This is a genomic window from Pseudomonas monachiensis, from assembly GCF_047345015.1.
Taxonomy (GTDB): Bacteria; Pseudomonadota; Gammaproteobacteria; order Pseudomonadales; family Pseudomonadaceae; genus Aquipseudomonas; species Aquipseudomonas monachiensis.
This window is the reverse complement of record NZ_CP178857.1, coordinates 6,012,841-6,028,801: the sequence shown is the minus strand read 5'-3', so window position 1 is coordinate 6,028,801 and position 15,961 is coordinate 6,012,841. Positions and strand designations below refer to the sequence as shown.

General features: G+C 60.2%; 16 protein-coding genes. 9 read left to right on the top strand and 7 right to left on the bottom strand.

Features of this window, described 5'->3' with window-relative positions:
- Position 1: 1 nt before the first annotated feature.
- On the bottom strand, positions 2–1,210 hold the full coding sequence (gene coaBC, locus ACMDB8_RS27235) for a bifunctional phosphopantothenoylcysteine decarboxylase/phosphopantothenate--cysteine ligase CoaBC (protein WP_056726854.1): 1,209 nt from the start codon (positions 1,208–1,210) through the stop codon (positions 2–4).
- Between the two features lie 135 nt (positions 1,211–1,345).
- Here coaBC and radC point away from each other — a divergent pair, with 135 nt between their 5' ends.
- Positions 1,346–2,020, top strand: a complete 675-nt coding sequence (gene radC, locus ACMDB8_RS27230) for a RadC family protein (RefSeq protein WP_056726855.1) — start codon at positions 1,346–1,348, stop codon at positions 2,018–2,020.
- A 147-nt stretch (positions 2,021–2,167) separates the two neighbouring features.
- On the opposite strand, the gene ACMDB8_RS27225 is transcribed toward radC, so the two are convergent.
- Entirely contained in the window at positions 2,168–3,754 is a 1,587-nt protein-coding gene (locus ACMDB8_RS27225; protein ID WP_056726856.1) for an ABC transporter substrate-binding protein, read from the bottom strand.
- Positions 3,755–4,199: 445 nt separating this feature from the next.
- Here ACMDB8_RS27225 and rpmB point away from each other — a divergent pair, with 445 nt between their 5' ends.
- Positions 4,200–4,433: a 50S ribosomal protein L28 gene (rpmB, locus tag ACMDB8_RS27220; protein WP_007975166.1), complete on the top strand. Its 234-nt coding sequence runs from the start codon at positions 4,200–4,202 to the stop codon at positions 4,431–4,433.
- An 11-nt stretch (positions 4,434–4,444) separates the two neighbouring features.
- Positions 4,445–4,600, top strand: coding sequence for a 50S ribosomal protein L33 (rpmG, locus tag ACMDB8_RS27215; RefSeq protein WP_003177274.1), 156 nt, complete (start codon positions 4,445–4,447; stop codon positions 4,598–4,600).
- A 111-nt stretch (positions 4,601–4,711) separates the two neighbouring features.
- Here the strand turns inward: rpmG and ACMDB8_RS27210 are convergent, their stop codons facing one another.
- Positions 4,712–5,074: a cupin domain-containing protein gene (locus ACMDB8_RS27210; RefSeq protein WP_056726857.1), complete on the bottom strand. Its 363-nt coding sequence runs from the start codon at positions 5,072–5,074 to the stop codon at positions 4,712–4,714.
- Between the two features lie 224 nt (positions 5,075–5,298).
- Between ACMDB8_RS27210 and ACMDB8_RS27205 the strand changes: the two genes are divergently transcribed.
- Entirely contained in the window at positions 5,299–6,792 is a 1,494-nt protein-coding gene (locus ACMDB8_RS27205; RefSeq protein ID WP_056726858.1) for an aldehyde dehydrogenase, read from the top strand.
- Positions 6,793–6,981: 189 nt separating this feature from the next.
- Complete coding sequence (locus ACMDB8_RS27200) at positions 6,982–8,124, top strand: MFS transporter (RefSeq protein ID WP_056726859.1); 1,143 nt, start codon at positions 6,982–6,984, stop codon at positions 8,122–8,124.
- A gap of 30 nt (positions 8,125–8,154) precedes the next feature.
- Here the strand turns inward: ACMDB8_RS27200 and ACMDB8_RS27195 are convergent, their stop codons facing one another.
- Both ACMDB8_RS27195 and ACMDB8_RS27190 read right to left on the bottom strand, forming a co-directional pair.
- Positions 8,155–9,729: a phospholipase D family protein gene (locus ACMDB8_RS27195; protein WP_409078189.1), complete on the bottom strand. Its 1,575-nt coding sequence runs from the start codon at positions 9,727–9,729 to the stop codon at positions 8,155–8,157.
- A 60-nt stretch (positions 9,730–9,789) separates the two neighbouring features.
- Positions 9,790–11,223 (bottom strand): PLP-dependent aminotransferase family protein, encoded by a 1,434-nt coding sequence (locus ACMDB8_RS27190; protein WP_409078188.1) that lies wholly within the window; start codon positions 11,221–11,223, stop codon positions 9,790–9,792.
- 179 nt (positions 11,224–11,402) lie between these two features.
- Between ACMDB8_RS27190 and ACMDB8_RS27185 the strand changes: the two genes are divergently transcribed.
- Positions 11,403–11,648: a DUF1127 domain-containing protein gene (locus ACMDB8_RS27185; RefSeq protein ID WP_056726862.1), complete on the top strand. Its 246-nt coding sequence runs from the start codon at positions 11,403–11,405 to the stop codon at positions 11,646–11,648.
- Between the two features lie 143 nt (positions 11,649–11,791).
- Here the strand turns inward: ACMDB8_RS27185 and ACMDB8_RS27180 are convergent, their stop codons facing one another.
- Positions 11,792–13,099, bottom strand: coding sequence for an NAD(P)/FAD-dependent oxidoreductase (locus ACMDB8_RS27180; RefSeq protein WP_409078187.1), 1,308 nt, complete (start codon positions 13,097–13,099; stop codon positions 11,792–11,794).
- Positions 13,100–13,246: 147 nt separating this feature from the next.
- On the opposite strand from ACMDB8_RS27180, the gene ACMDB8_RS27175 reads away from it, so the two are divergent.
- A complete protein-coding gene (locus ACMDB8_RS27175) occupies positions 13,247–13,600 on the top strand; it encodes a YkgJ family cysteine cluster protein (RefSeq protein ID WP_056726864.1) in 354 nt (117 codons plus the stop codon).
- A gap of 80 nt (positions 13,601–13,680) precedes the next feature.
- On the opposite strand, the gene ACMDB8_RS27170 is transcribed toward ACMDB8_RS27175, so the two are convergent.
- On the bottom strand, positions 13,681–14,169 hold the full coding sequence (locus ACMDB8_RS27170; RefSeq protein ID WP_007975155.1) for an Lrp/AsnC ligand binding domain-containing protein: 489 nt from the start codon (positions 14,167–14,169) through the stop codon (positions 13,681–13,683).
- Between the two features lie 157 nt (positions 14,170–14,326).
- Between ACMDB8_RS27170 and dadA the strand changes: the two genes are divergently transcribed.
- Positions 14,327–15,631 (top strand): D-amino acid dehydrogenase, encoded by a 1,305-nt coding sequence (gene dadA, locus ACMDB8_RS27165; protein ID WP_223541288.1) that lies wholly within the window; start codon positions 14,327–14,329, stop codon positions 15,629–15,631.
- A complete protein-coding gene (locus tag ACMDB8_RS27160) occupies positions 15,603–15,956 on the top strand; it encodes a RidA family protein (RefSeq protein ID WP_056726340.1) in 354 nt (117 codons plus the stop codon). Before dadA ends, ACMDB8_RS27160 begins: the two co-directional genes overlap by 29 nt.
- Positions 15,957–15,961 lie beyond the last annotated feature (5 nt).

The window sequence follows — 15,961 nt, the reverse complement described above, 5'->3', positions numbered from 1 at the left end:
ATTAAACCTGGTTCAGACGTTCGGCGATAAAGGTGACCAGCTGGCGAGCAATCTTGCTCTTGCTGGTCTGGGCGAAAAGTGTGGCGTGAAGCTCGCGGTCGATGACGCTGCAGGCGTTTTCTTCGCTGTTGAAGCCAATGCTTGGGTTGGCGACGTCGTTGGCGACGATCAGATCGAGGTTCTTGTCTTTCAACTTGCGTGCAGCGTAATCGAGCAGGTGTTCGGTCTCGGCGGCGAAACCGACGCTGAACGGGCGGTCGGGGCGGGTGGCGATGGTGGCCAGGATGTCCGGGTTACGCACCATCTGTAGCAACAAGCCGTCGCCGTTCGTAGGATCTTTCTTGAGTTTCTGCGGGGCAACAACCTCCGGACGGTAATCCGCGACCGCTGCCGAGGCGATGAACAGGTCGCAAGGGATCGCCGCTTCACACGCTGCCAGCATGTCGCGGGCGCTGACCACGTCGATGCGGGTGACACGATCCGGAGTCGGCAGGTTCACGGGGCCAGTGATCAGTGTTACGCGGGCACCGGCCTCCACAGCGGCTTCGGCCAGGGCAAAGCCCATTTTTCCGGAGCTGTGGTTGGTGATGTAGCGCACCGGGTCGATGTTTTCCTGGGTCGGGCCGGCGGTAATCAGCACGTGTTTGCCGGTCAGTGCCTGACGCTGGAAGCAGTCGGCGGCGCACTGGGCCAGTTCAAGGGCTTCGAGCATGCGCCCCAGGCCGACGTCGCCGCAGGCCTGGCTGCCGGAGGCCGGGCCGAAAGCCTTGATGTCGCGGCTTTCGAGGGTTTGCAGGTTGGCCTGGGTCGCCGGATCGCGCCACATCGCCTGGTTCATTGCCGGTGCAACGGCGACCACGGCGTCGGTGGCCAGCACCAGCGTGGTCAGCAGATCGTCGGCAATGCCTTGGGCCAGGCGGGCGATCAGGTCTGCCGTGGCGGGGGCGATCAGCACCAGGTCGGCCCATTTGGCCAGTTCGATGTGGCCCATGGCCGCTTCGGCCGCCGGGTCCAGCAGGTCCAGGTGGACCGGGTGCCCGGACAGGGCCTGCATGGTCAGCGGGGTGATGAACTCTGCGCCGCCACGGGTCATGACCACGCGCACTTCGGCGCCCTGATCGATCAGGCGGCGAACCAGGTCGGCGCTCTTGTAGGCAGCGATACCGCCGCCTACGCCCAGAACAATGCGTTTCCGATACAGCCGCTGCATAGGCCTGCCTTTCAATTCGTTGGTGACATACGTGGCGAAACCCCCTCCCCAGGATGAATTCGCCCGCAAAAAAGATGGGCTACGATATCACAGCGACCGCTACGGAACAGCGGTGCCCACAGACAGGGAGGTGCTATGAGTATTCGCGATTGGCCGGCGGCGGAACGGCCGCGGGAGAAGTTGCTTGAGCAGGGTTCGGAGAGTCTTTCCGATGCCGAGTTGCTGGCTATCTTTCTACGAACCGGCGTGGCCGGAAAAAGTGCGGTGGACCTGGCGAGACATCTACTGAGTCAATTTGGCGGTCTGCGTTCGTTGTTGGAAGCCGATCTCAAAACGTTCAGTAAGCACTTGGGGCTGGGGCCGGCAAAATTCGCGCAGTTACAGGCAGTACTGGAAATGGGCCGGCGCCATCTGGCCGAACGTTTGCGTCATAGATCGGTGCTGGAAAATCCGCAGGCAGTACGTGAGTACCTCAAATCGATGCTGCGCCATGAGCCTCATGAAGTATTCGGTTGCCTGTTTCTGGATTCCAGGCATCAGGTGCTCACGTTTGAGGTGCTGTTCCGCGGTTCTATCGACAACACCAGCGTTCACCCTCGTCAGGTCGTCAAGCGGGCCTTGGCCCACAACGCAGCAGCATTGATCCTCTGCCACAACCATCCTTCGGGCAACACCGACCCCAGTCAGTCCGACCGGGTGCTGACCAAGCGCCTGCAAAAGGCGCTGGAGTTGATTGACGTGCGGGTGCTTGACCATTTCATCATCGGCGACGGCGATCCGTTGTCGATGGCGGAGTATGGGTGGATGTAGGGGTTGTGAAGTTAGCGAAACCCATGTGGGAGCGGGCTTGCTCCGGGTGGCGTTCCGACGAAAGCGGTGTATCAGTCGGCATTGATGGCGACTGACACTCCCTCTTCGCGAGCAAGCCCGCTCCCACAGGGTTTTGTGTGTGGCGGGTTATTTGATGTTGACCTTGGAATAGTCCTGTCGGCCGAACGGGCTGACCGAATACCCCTCGACATCCTTGCGCGTCAGCGCGAACGCAGTCGGATGGGCCAGGGGCAACCACAGCGCCTGCTGCTGGATCTGCGCCTGGGCCTGTTCGTAGAGTTTGCTGCGCACACCTTGCTCGCCGGTGGTCTTGCCGGCGCTGATCAGCTTGTCCAGGTCCTGATTGCAGTAGCGGGCGAAGTTGGTGCCGGACTTGACCGCGGCGCAGGAAAACTGCGGTGTGAGGAAGTTGTCCGGGTCACCGTTGTCACCGGCCCAACCCATGAACAGCAAGTCGTGCTCACCGGCCTTGGCACGGCGGATCAGTTCGCCCCATTCGATCACACGGATTTCGGCCTGGATGCCGATTTCCGCGAGATCAGACTGAAGCAGTTGAGCGCCCAGGCTTGGGTTGGGGTTAAGCAGGCTGCCGGAAGGGCGAGTCCAGATGGTGGTCTGGAAGCCGTCCTTGAGTCCGGCCTTGGCCATCAAGGCTTTGGCCTTGGCGATGTCGTGAGGGTAACCCGGCAGGCCTTTCGCGTAGCTCCAGGTGTTGGGCGGATACGGACCGTTGGCCGCCTCGGCGGTGTCTTCGAACACGGCTTTGACATAGTTGGCCTTGTCGAAGGCAAGGTTGATGGCCTGGCGGACTTCAGGTTTGTCCAGTGGCGGATGCTGACTGTTGATGCCGACGAATGCGGTCATGAACGCGTCAGTCTTTTCGACTTTCAGCGTCGGCTCCTTCAGCGCTTCCTGTACGTCCAGAGGCTTGGGCGACAGGGCGATCTGGCATTCGTTGCGGCGCAATTTCTGCAGGCGCACGTTGGCGTCCGGGGTGATGGCGAAGATCAGCGGATCTACAGAGGGTTTGCCACCGAAGTATTCGGGGTTGGCTTTGTAGCGAACCGAAGCGTCCTTCTGGAAGCGGGTGAAAACGAACGGACCTGTGCCGATCGGCTGGCTGTTGAGCTTCTCGGGTGTGCCTGCCTTCATCAGTTTGTCGGCGTATTCGGCCGAATAGATCGAAGCGAAGCCCATGCTCAGGGTCGCCAGGAAGGTCGAATCCGGGTGGTCGAGGGTGACGCGTACGGTCTGCGGATCAAGGGCGTCGATCTTCTTGATCAATGCAGGCAACTGCATCGATTGCGCATGAGGGAATCCGCTCTGGGCGACTTTGTGCCAGGCATTGGCCGGGTCGAGCATGCGGTCGAAGCTGAAAATCACATCTTCGGCGCTCAGGTCGCGAGTCGGGGTGAAATACTCGGTGCGATGGAATTTCACCTGCGGGTGCAACTTGAAGACGTACGTCAGGCCGTCGGGGCTGACTTCCCAGCTATCGGCGAGGCTGGCGACCACTTTGCCACTAGTCGTGTCAAAGTCCACCAGGCGATTCATCAGCACATCGGCCGAGGCGTTGGTGGTGGTCAGCGAGTTGTACTGCACCACGTCGAAGCCTTCAGGGCTGGCCTCGGTGCAGACGCTCAGGGCGGCGGCAAAGGCCTGTGGGCTCAGCAGAAGCGGGGCGAGCAATAGCGGTAGGGCAGCGAGGCGCATGGTCGGCTTCCTTTACAGATCGAAGGCCCATCTGCAAGTGCAGTCTGGAAAAGGCTTACCCTAGTGGGCTCTTTTGCAAATGACTATCCCCTTTTTCATTTTGAGGGGACTATAGCGCCTGAATTTGCTGTGAGGCGGGCGAGCAAAATCCTGATTTGGCCGGTTGGCCGATTCTCTGCGACGAGCGGTCGCCATCGATGATAGCCTTTGTCCAAGGCGCTCGGAGCCCGAAAAACAGGGTTTTTGTGAATTCAACGCATACTGAATGTTGTTGCTCCCCAGTCTTTCTGGTATAAAGCAGCGCTCTTTTCTAGGGGCCCGGTTCCTTCACTGTAGGTGTAGCCGGTAAGACCTCTAAAGAAACGCGGCGCCTGGCGCCAAATGACTGAGAGATTAAGCGGCCAACCCATGCCGGGTTGGGCATGTGGTTTTAGAGGGCTGAGGCATGTCTAGAGTATGTCAAGTTACCGGTAAGGGTCCGGTAACTGGGAATAACATTTCCCACGCAAACAACAAAACCCGTCGTCGTTTCCTGCCGAACCTGCAGCATCACCGCTTCTGGGTTGAAGAAGAGAAACGTTTTGTGCGTCTGCGCGTATCTGCCAAAGGCATGCGTATCATCGACAAGCGTGGCATCACTGTCGTGCTGGCCGAACTTCGCCGCGATGGCAAGGTTTAAGGGAGCTAATCATGCGTGAATTGATTCGTTTGATTTCGAGCGCCGGTACTGGTCACTTCTACACTACCGACAAGAACAAGCGTACTACCCCGGACAAAATCGAGATCAAGAAATATGATCCGGTTGTTCGCAAGCACGTGATCTACAAAGAAGGCAAAATCAAGTAATTGATTTTTCCCTCTTACGAAAAAGGCCCGTATCGCGAGATACGGGCCTTTTTTGTTGTGCTTGAAAAAGCGGGTAGCGCTTCAATCTGATCAAGTCACAGCACTTTAGTGCTAAGCCTTCTGTTCAAACGCCACGTAGATCTTGCGGCATGGCTCCAGCACTTCCCAGGTGCCTTTGAATCCGGCGGGGATCACGAAGCGGTCGCCTGCGCGCAGGGTCTTGGCATTGCCGTCTTTGTCACGCAACACCGAAACCCCTTGCTGGATCTCGCAGTACTCGTGCTCGGTGAAGTTCACTGTCCACTGCCCGACTGCACCTTCCCACACGCCAGCGTTCAGCTGGCCACAAGGGCTGTTGTAGTGGTTGTAAACGGCTTGTTCCGGGTCGCCCTTGAGCACTTTGGCTGCGTCCGGGCGGTAGCGTTCGGCGGCGGTGGTGGCCTGGCTGAAGTCGACGACGTTCTGGATATTCATTGTTGTTATCTCCCGTGATTACGTAGAAAGGCTCAAAGTCTATGTTTATTAAAATGAACATCGCAAGGCCGTTTGCCAGCGTTTTGTCAAATATATTGAAACTTCATATGCGGCTGGTTTAGGGTGGTGGATGCCTTGGGCCGAAAAGCAGGCTGGCCGGGCAGAATTCCTGACAGCGCCCGCGAAGAACGCGGGTGTCGTATCAATAAGAGGAGGACACTCGCATGACCACCCTGACCCGTGCCGACTGGGAACAACGTGCCCGCGACCTGAAAATCGAAGGCCGCGCCTATATCAATGGCGAATACACCGACGCCGTCTCTGGCGAGACTTTCGAGTGCATCAGCCCGGTCGATGGCCGTCTGCTGGGCAAGATTGCCAGCTGTGACGCCGCCGATGCCCAGCGCGCCGTGGAAAACGCTCGCGCCACCTTCAATTCCGGTGTCTGGTCGCGCCTGGCGCCGACCAAGCGCAAATCCACCATGATCCGTTTCGCCGGCCTGCTGAAACAGCACGCCGAAGAGCTGGCCCTGCTTGAAACCCTGGACATGGGCAAGCCGATCAGCGATTCCCTGTACATCGACGTTCCTGGCGCGGCGCAAGCCCTGAGCTGGAGCGGCGAAGCCATCGACAAGATCTACGACGAAGTGGCAGCCACTCCGCACGATCAACTGGGTCTTGTGACCCGTGAACCGGTGGGTGTTGTTGGCGCCATCGTGCCGTGGAACTTCCCGCTGATGATGGCGTGCTGGAAACTCGGTCCTGCGCTGTCCACCGGTAACTCGGTGATTCTCAAACCGTCCGAAAAGTCGCCGCTGACGGCGATTCGCATCGCCGAGCTGGCTGTCGAAGCCGGCATCCCGAAAGGCGTGCTCAACGTGTTGCCAGGTTATGGCCACACCGTCGGCAAGGCCCTGGCCCTGCATAACGATGTCGACACTCTGGTGTTCACCGGTTCGACCAAGATCGCCAAGCAACTGCTGATCTACTCGGGCGAATCGAACATGAAACGCGTCTGGCTCGAAGCCGGCGGCAAGAGCCCGAACATCGTGTTCGCCGATGCGCCGAACCTGCAAGACGCTGCCGAAGCCGCAGCCGGTGCCATCGCCTTCAACCAGGGCGAGGTTTGCACCGCCGGTTCGCGCCTGCTGGTGGAGCGTTCGATCAAGGACAAATTTCTGCCGCTGGTGATCGAAGCACTGAAAACCTGGAAGCCGGGCAACCCGCTGGACCCGGCGACCAACGTCGGTGCGCTGGTGGATACCCAGCAGATGAACACTGTGCTGTCTTACATCGAGTCGGGTCACACCGACGGCGCCAAACTGGTAGCCGGTGGCAAGCGCATCCTCCAGGAAACCGGCGGCACGTATGTTGAGCCGACGATTTTCGACGGTGTGAGCAACGCGATGAAAATCGCTCAGGAAGAAATCTTCGGGCCAGTGTTGTCGGTCATCACGTTCGATAGCGCTGAAGAAGCCATCGCCATCGCCAACGACACGCCTTACGGCCTGGCCGCGGCGGTGTGGACTGCCGATATTTCCAAGGCTCACCTCACCGCCCGTGCGCTGCGCGCCGGTAGCGTGTGGGTCAACCAGTACGATGGCGGCGACATGACGGCACCGTTCGGTGGATTCAAACAGTCCGGCAACGGTCGCGACAAATCGCTGCACGCGTTCGACAAGTACACCGAGCTGAAGGCGACCTGGATCAAGTTGTAAGCCTGTGAAGGAAGCCTGTTGAGAAGCAGGCTTCCCAATCGACGCAAACCCCTTGTGGGAGCGGGCTTGCTCGCGAATGTGGTGTATCAGCCAACATTGATGTTGGATGTGATGGCCTTTTCGCGAGCAAGCCCGCTCCCACATTTGTTTGTATGGCCTGAAAAATAATTATCCACAGGAGCGTGGAGCATGCGTTGGGCGACTTATTTCGCCGTTTTGGCATCTGTCCTGAGTGTCGGCCTGGCCCTGGGGGTCAGCATGCCGCTGGTGTCGTTTCGCCTGGAAAGCTGGGGCTACGGCTCGTTTGCCATTGGCGTGATGGCGGCGATGCCGGCCATCGGCGTTCTGTTGGGGGCGAAAATCTCCAGCCATCTGGCGGCACGATTCGGCACGGCCAACCTGATGCGCCTGTGCCTGTGGGCCGGGGCGGTTTCGATCGGTTTGCTGGCGCTGTTGCCGAGCTATCCGGTCTGGTTGGTGCTGCGGCTGATGATCGGGGTGATCCTGACACTCGTATTCATCATCGGTGAAAGCTGGATCAATCAACTGGTGGTCGAGCAATGGCGCGGGCGGCTGGTGGCGCTGTATGGCAGCAGCTATGCATTGAGTCAGTTGGCGGGGCCGGTGTTGCTGGGCTTGCTCGGTACCGAGCATGACTATGGCTTTTGGGTGGGTGTCGGTTTGCTGATGGCTGCACCGTTCCTGTTGCTGGGCCGCAGTGGCGCGCCGAGCAGTGAAGCCAGTAGCGTGACCCTGCGTGATTTGCTTGAGTTCTGTCGTGGCCTGCCGGCGATTGCCTGGGCGGTGTCGCTGTTTGCCGCGTTCGAGGCGATGATCCTGACGCTGTTGCCGGTTTATTGCTTGCGCCAGGGCTTCACCACGGAGATCGCCCTGGCGATGGTCAGTACGGTGGTGGTCGGCGATGCGGTACTGCAATTGCCGATTGGTGCGTTGGCCGATCGCTTGTCGCGACGGGCGTTGTTCACCGGCTGTGCGGTGGTCCTGCTGATATCGAGCCTGGCCATCCCGCTGCTGATCGACACGCTGCTGATCTGGCCGTTGTGGGTGCTGTTCGGCGCCAGCGCTGGCGGGTTGTTCACCTTGTCGTTGATCCTGATCGGCGAGCGTTATCGCGATGATGCGCTGGTGCGGGCTAACGCGCACATTGCCCAGCTATGGGGGGTCGGTTGTCTGATCGGGCCTCTGCTGGCGGGTGCTGGCAGCCAGTGGATCAGCGGCCATGCGTTGCCGTTGCTGATGGCGGTAGGGGCCTTGGGCGTGTTGATTGTGGTGTCGCGGCAAGGGGCGTTTGGTACCGCTCAGCCAGCCTGATGAGCACCGGAGAGCTATGGCGGTCGAGTCTTACAGCATCTTCTCCAGCCCAACCGTATTGCTCAGCCAGGCATTGAAGCGCCGCCACCAACTCCCTGGCTCCTTGCTCAGTGTGTGCATTTTTCCGTCGTCTTCGGTGGTCCAGACGATCTGATCGTTTTCCAGTTCCACCTGATAACTCAGGGCCGGTTCCATACCCTGCAGCGCCAGTTCGCGGACCCGTGCGGCCAATTCCGGGCTGTCCACCAGCACGCCGACTTCGGTGTTCCAGAGCACCGAGCGCGGATCGAAATTGAACGAGCCGATAAAGGATTTCTGCTGGTCGAAGATCATCGCCTTGCTGTGCAGGCTGGAGTCAGAGCTGTGATAGGCGCTGCTGGAAAACAGATGTGGCCCGCTACCGCTGCCGCCTCCCTCGCCGGGCTGGCTACGCAACTCGTACAGCTTCACGCCGTGCTCCAGCAGCGCCCTGCGATAGGGCGAGTAGCCACCGTGTACGGCGGGAACGTCCGTGGCTTCCAGTGAGTTGGTCAGCAAACTCACGGAAACGCCGGCATCGGCACGCCCGGTCAGGTACACCAGTCCCGGCTGGCCGGGCACAAAGTAGGCCGAGATCATGATCAGCTCTTTGCTGACGCTGTTGAGTTCAGGTGCCAGTTGCGTGGTCAGCAGCAACTGCGGATCGGGCTCGCCCTTGGCCAGCACCTTGCTCGGCGCATCCCACAATGCCTGGTTCCAGGCCCAGATCAGTTCACTGCGCCAGATGTCCAGTCGTGGGTGGGTGGTGAAGGTCATCAGGTGTTTGTAAAGCGTGTGATTCTGTTTGCGCGTTTCCGCCAGGGACTCTTCCAGTCGGGTGCGGGTGTTTTCCAGGTCTTGGGGTGTGGGTTTGCTCGACAGGAATTCGTCGATCGGTTTGCTCAGGGCGCTGTTCCAGTACTGGTCGAAACTGTGCCCGAGTTGCTCGGCGACCGGGCCGACACCGAGCATGTCGATGTCGGTGAAATTCATGTTGGGCTTGGCATCGAAATACTCGTCCCCGAGATTGCGGCCGCCGACAATGGCCATGCAGTTGTCCGCCAGCCACAGCTTATTGTGCATGCGTCGATGCTGTTGCGACAGGTTGAACAGCCGGCCCACGGTGCGCGTCACCCCTGTACTGCGGCCCAGATTCAGCGGGTTGAACACACGGATCTGGATGTTCGGGTGTGCGGCGAGAGTCGCGATGACCCGGTCCAGGCCATCGCTGGCAGTATCGTCGAGCAGTACCCGCACCCGCACGCCCCGGTCGGCGGCCTTGAGCAACTCCTCGATCAACATGCGCGTGCTGATGCCGTCGTGCACGATGTAGTACTGCAAGTCGAGGCTGCTTTGGGCGTTACGGATCAGTTCGGCGCGGGCGGTGAAGGCCTCGGTGCTGTCCGATAACAGGCGAAAGCCCGATTGGCCCTTGTAGGGAGCGGCTTGCGCCTGGACCGAGCGACCGAATGCGGAGTCTGAGGCCGGCAACGCCTGACTCGGTACGCGCTGTACGTCGAGGTTGGCGCAACCGCTCAGGAACGCGGCGAGTAGCAGAAGAGCAAGCAGGGGCTGTCTGACTCTCACGTAGGATCGTTCCGTTTGGCGGCGCAGATAGGCATATGGACGCTGATTCCCGAAGAAAAGTCAGTCGCTGAGCTGATCGGTTTCCGCCAACAGTTTGATCGCTGTCGCACCGACCTTGCGCACCGCGTCTTCGATCTGCGGTGTTGGCTTGGCAGCGTAGTTCATGCGCAGGCAATTGCGGTACTTGCCCGAGGCGGAAAAAATGCTGCCCACGGCAATCTGTACGCCCTGGTCGTGCAATGCCCGATTCAGTTTCAGGGTGTCGAAAGCTTCCGGCAGTTCGACCCACAACATGAAGCTGCCTTGTGGGCGACTGGCGCGGGTGCCGGCCGGAAAGTAGCGGGTCACCCAATCAATCATCGCGTCGCGATTGCGTTGGTATTGCGTGCGCATCCGCCGCAAATGCGGTTCGAAGTGGCCGCCCTTGAGAAATTCGGCGATGGCGATCTGCGGTTGTGGCGCGGTGGATCCGGTGCTGATGTACTTCATGTGCAGCACCCGCTCCAGATAGCGGCCGGGCGCGACCCAGCCGATACGCAGGCCCGGCGCCAGGGTCTTGGAAAACGAGCTGCACAACAGGACGCGACCGTCCTCGTCGAAGGACTTGATCGTGCGCGGACGCGGGTAGGTGTAGGCCAGTTCACCATACACATCGTCCTCGATGATCGCCACGTCATAGCGCTGCGCAAGCGTCAACAGCGCGCGTTTGCGCGACTCGGGCATGATGTAGCCCAACGGGTTGTTGCAGTTGGGGGTCAACTGTATGACCTTGATCGGCCACTGTTCCAGGGCCAGTTCCAGCGCTTCGAGGCTGATGCCGGTCAGCGGGTCGGTGGGGATTTCCAGGGCTTTCATGCCCAGGCCCTTGAGGGTCTGCATCGCGCCGTGAAAGCTCGGCGAGTCCACTGCGACAATGTCGCCGGGTTCGCAGATCGCGCGAATGCTGGTGGACAGCGCTTCGTGGCAGCCGGTGGTGACCACCAGTTCGCTGGCGCTCAGCTGGCAGCCGGAATCGAGTATCAGGCGAGCGATCTGTTCGCGCAGTTCGAAGTTGCCGTGGATGTTGTCGTAATACAGGCCGGGCATGTCCTGCCGCCGGCTGATTCGCGCCAAGTCACGCAGCAGCGGTTTCATGGTCGGACTGTTGATATCCGGCATGCCGCGGCCCAGTTGCACCACGTCTTTGCGCGGTACGGCGCGAATCAGCTCCAGCACTTGATCCCATTGGGAAATGTCCACCGGCCGTTGGGCCGGGCGGCCGACTGCCGGCAAGTCCGGCAGTTCGCGGCTGGCCGGGACGAAGTACCCGGATTTCGGCCGTGGCATGGCCAGCCCGCTGTCTTCCAGCACCCGATAGGCCTGTTGCACTGTGCTCAGGCTGACGCCGTGCTCGACGCTCAGCGCCCGTACCGAAGGCAGCCGGTCACCGGGGCGATAGAAGCCCTGTTCGATACGTGTGCCGAGCAATTCGGCGAGGTTGACGTAAAGGGTCATGGTGCAGCCTCGATAGGGGTGACTCGGTTAACCAGTACAGATCGGGCAAAAAATCGGGATTCAGTGGCGGAATCGGCAGAACTGTATGGGGTTAATACAGTTGCTTTGAATCTGTAATGCTTTTGCGCGCACACGCATCATGGAACCTCTGGCTACCCAAGTAAACAGGAGCATCCAAGATGAACGGTTTGAGCGATGTGCGGCTGACGTTACACAGTCAGGAACTGGCGACCGGGCAGAACAACGGCACGCGGGAGGCGGGCATGGGCAATGCGTCGTCCGACCTGAGTCGCTGGGACCGGTTCTGGCGTCGCCTGCACACGCGCAAGGCCTTGCTGGCCCTGACGGCTGACCAGCTCAAGGATATCGGGCTGACACGGGAGCAGGCGCGGGAGGAGGGGCTGAAGCCTTTCTGGCGGATCTGAGTTTTGCAGTGTTCTTCAGGGCCTCATCGCGAGCAAGCTCGCTCCCACAAGGAGCGGTGGTGAACGCAAATCTTGTGAATGCCGTCAAACACTGTGGGAGCGAGCTTGCTCGCGATAGCGTCGGCAAAGACGCAGGGAATCTTTCAGACCAACTCTTTAAGCCGATGCCACAACATCCCCAACGCCAGCAACGGTGAGCGCAAATGCTTGCCGCCGGGGAAAGTGATGTGCGGCACCCTGGCAAACAAATCAAAGCCACCACTGTGCTGCCCGCTGATGGCTTCGGCCAGCAGCTTGCCGGCCAGGTGCGTGGCATTCACGCCATGACCGGAATAGGCCTGGGCGTAGTACACGTTTGGCTGGTCCTTGAGTCGCCCGATCTGCGGCAGGCGATTGGCGCCGATGCCGATCATTCCGCCCCATTGGTAATCGATCTTCACACCAGACAGTTGCGGAAAGACTTCCAGCATTTTCGGACGCATGTACGCGGCGATGTCTTTCGGATCGCGGCCCGAGTAATGGCAGGCGCCGCCAAACAGCAGGCGCCGGTCCGCCGAGAGCCGGTAGTAGTCCAGTGCCACTCGCTGGTCACAGACCGCCATGTTCTGCGGCAGCAGGGCGTGGGCCTGTTCTTCGCTCAGTGGTTCGGTGGCGATGATGTAGCTGCCGGCGGGCAGGACTTTGCCACTGAGTTCCGGGTTGAGGTTATTGAGGTAGGCATTGCAACCCAGTACCAGGGTTTTGGCGCGCACCGAGCCCTCGGTGGTATGGACCTTGACCTCTGGGCCATAGTCGATGCGGGTCACGGCCGAGTGCTCGAACAGCCGGACCCCCAGTCGTTGTGCCGCTGCGGCTTCGCCCAAGGCCAGGTTCAGTGGATGCAGGTGCCCCGAGCCCATGTCGATCAGGCCGCCGACGTAACGCGTGGAGCCGACCACGGTGTGCATCTCGTTGGCTTGCAGCAAACGGGTTTCGTAGCGATAGCCGAGGCTGCGCAGTTCTTCGGCATCCTCGGCGAAGCCTTCAAGGTCACGGGGCTTGTTGGCGAGGTCGCAGTAACCCCAGGTCAGGTCGCAGGGGATCTGGAAGCGCTCGACCCGTTGCCGGACGATTTCCACGGCTTCCAGGCCCATGAGTTTCATTTGCCGAACGCCTTCGGCACCGATGACGCTGGTGAACTGATCGAGGCCGTGGCCGACGCCACGAATCAGCTGCCCGCCATTGCGTCCACTGGCACCCCAGCCTATTTTGTGGGCCTCAAGCAGCACCACGCTGAGGCCGCGTTCGGCCAGCTCAAGCGCCGTGTTCAACCCCGAAAACCCGCCGCCAACCACACAGACATCGGCCAGCACTTCGCCTTTGAGCGCCGCAAGTTCGGGCTGCGGCAGGCTGCTGGCGGCGTAGTAGGACGCGGTGTGGTTCAGGGCAGGCTGCTGAGCACGGGCATTCATGTGCGTGTTCCTGGTTCTTGCGTTTGGAAAACCTGACGGAGCATAAGCCGGACCTTCCCGGGCGGGCAACATTGGTCGGCTGGTGCTGTCTGGATCGGTGCTTTTGCGTCAGAATCGCGCTCTATTCCGCTATTGGTCACCGCTTCAATGAGCTGCAACAGCCAGACAATCCGCACATTGCGACAGCAGATTCCCTCGTTCGAGTGCGTTCCCGGCTGCCATGACTGCTGCGGGCCGGTGACCACCTCGCCGGAAGAAATGTCGCGCCTGCCGCGCAAGTCCCGCGCCGAGCAGGATGCCGCCATGGAAGAGCTCAACTGTGTGCATCTGGGGCCGAATGGTTGCACGGTGTATGACGAGCGGCCGCTGATCTGCCGGTTGTTCGGCACCACCAAGACCTTGCCGTGTCCCAATGGACGCGGGCCGGTGGAGCTGATTCATCCGCGGGTGGAGAAGCAGGTGTTCGAGTACATGGCCAGCACTCGGCAGGTGTTGGTTTAAGAGATCGCAGCCTGCGGCAGCTCCTACAAAAAGCGTGTGTACACCTGTAGGAGCTGCCGCAGGCTGCGATATTTTGATCTTCAATCCGGAATCGGCAAAGTCAGGCTCTCCTTCACCTCTTCCATCACGATATAGCTCTTGGATTCCCGTACATGAGGAAGTTTGAGCAGGATGTCGCCCAGCAACTTGCGGTACGAGGCCATCTCGGAAATCCGCGCTTTCACCAGGTAGTCGAAATCCCCTGACACCAGATGACACTCCAGCACATGGGGCAATTTCAGCACCGCGCGTCGGAACTCTTCAAAAGTATCGCCGGATTTGTAGTCCAGGCTGATTTCGACGAACACCAGCAGACTACCCTTCAGGTGCTGCGGATTGAGCCTGGCGTTGTAGCCCATGATGATCCCTTCGCGCTCCAGACGCCGGACCCGCTCAGTACAGGGCGTGGTCGAGAGCCCGACCTTTTCTCCAAGCTCCGTAAAGGAAATCCGCCCGTCCGCTTGCAGGATCCGCAGGATGTTGCGGTCGATCTTGTCCAGCTCACGTTTGGTCTGAGTGTTGGTACGCATAGGGGATGCGCCTCCGTGAAAAGGGTTTTTGCCGAGAATTGTCGCCAAATATAGGCGCTTATATAGTGAAAAGCACTGGCAAATCTTTTTTACACTGCGCGCATCTAAAGCTCTGAATAACAAACGTCAGCGGTTAGCCGCGATGAGGGATATGAAAATGCGCGTCATGGTCTTGGGTAGCGGCGTCATCGGTACCACCAGTGCTTATTATCTGGCCCGTGCCGGGTTTGAAGTGGTGGTTGTGGACCGGCAGCCAGCTGCTGCCATGGAGACCAGTTTCGCCAACGCCGGGCAGGTTTCGCCGGGTTATGCCTCGCCGTGGGCCGCGCCGGGTGTGCCGCTCAAGGCCATCAAGTGGCTGTTGCAGCGCCACGCCCCCCTGGCGATCAAGGCCACTGCCGACATCGACCAGTACCTGTGGATGGCACAGATGCTGCGCAACTGCACCGCCAGCCGTTATGCGGTGAACAAGGAGCGCATGGTCCGTCTGTCCGAGTACAGCCGCGACTGCCTCGATGAACTGCGGGCCGAAACCGGCATCGCCTACGAAGGCCGCAGCCTGGGCACCACCCAACTGTTCCGCACCCAGGCTCAACTCGACGGCGCCGCGAAAGACATCGCCGTGCTGAAAGAGTCCGGCGTGCCGTTCGAACTGCTCGACCGCGACGGCATTGCCCGCGTTGAGCCGGCGCTGGCCAGTGTCACCGACATCCTCGCCGGTGCCCTGCGCCTGCCGAACGACCAGACTGGCGACTGCCAGATGTTCACCACCAAGCTCGCCGAGATGGCCGCGAGCCTCGGTGTGCAGTTCCGTTTCGGCCAGGACATCCAGCGCCTCGACTTCGCCGGTGATCGCATCAACGGTGTATGGATCGACGGCAAGCTGGAAACCGCCGACCGCTACGTGCTGGCCCTCGGCAGCTACTCGCCGCAACTGCTCAAGCCACTGGGGATCAAGGCGCCGGTGTACCCGCTCAAGGGCTACTCTCTGACCGTGCCGATCACCAACCCGGCGATGGCCCCGACTTCGACCATTCTCGACGAGACCTACAAAGTCGCGATCACCCGTTTCGACAACCGCATCCGCGTTGGCGGCATGGCCGAAATCGCCGGTTTTGACCTGTCGCTGAACCCGCGTCGCCGGGAAACCCTGGAGATGATCGTCAACGACCTTTATCCTCAGGGCGGCGATCTGGCCCAGGCCAGTTTCTGGACCGGCCTGCGTCCGACCACCCCGGACGGTACCCCGATCGTCGGTGCCACACCATTCAAGAACCTGTTCCTGAACACCGGTCACGGCACGCTCGGCTGGACCATGGCCTGTGGCTCCGGTCGCTTGCTGGCAGACCTGATGGCGAAGAAAAAGCCGCAGATCAGCGCCGAAGGCCTCGATATTTCCCGTTATGGCAAAAAAACCCAGGAGTCTGCAAAGCATGTCAGTCCAGCGCCAGCTCACCAATGAGCGCATGAGTCAGATCGTCACCCATAACGGTACGGTTTACCTGGCCGGACAGGTCGGCGATGACATGAATGCCGGGATTGAACAGCAGACCCGCGAAACACTGGCCAACATCGAGCGTTTGCTCGACCTGGCCGGTACCGACAAGCATCATCTGCTGTCGGTGACGATTTACCTGAAAGACATCGACGCGCATTTCGAAGGCATGAACGCGGTATGGGATCAGTGGCTGCCAAAAGGCGTCGCCCCGGCCCGTGCCACCGTTGAATCGAAATTGTGCGAACCGGAAATCCTGGTCGAGCTGTCGGTTGTAGCCGCTCTGCCATAAAGCTT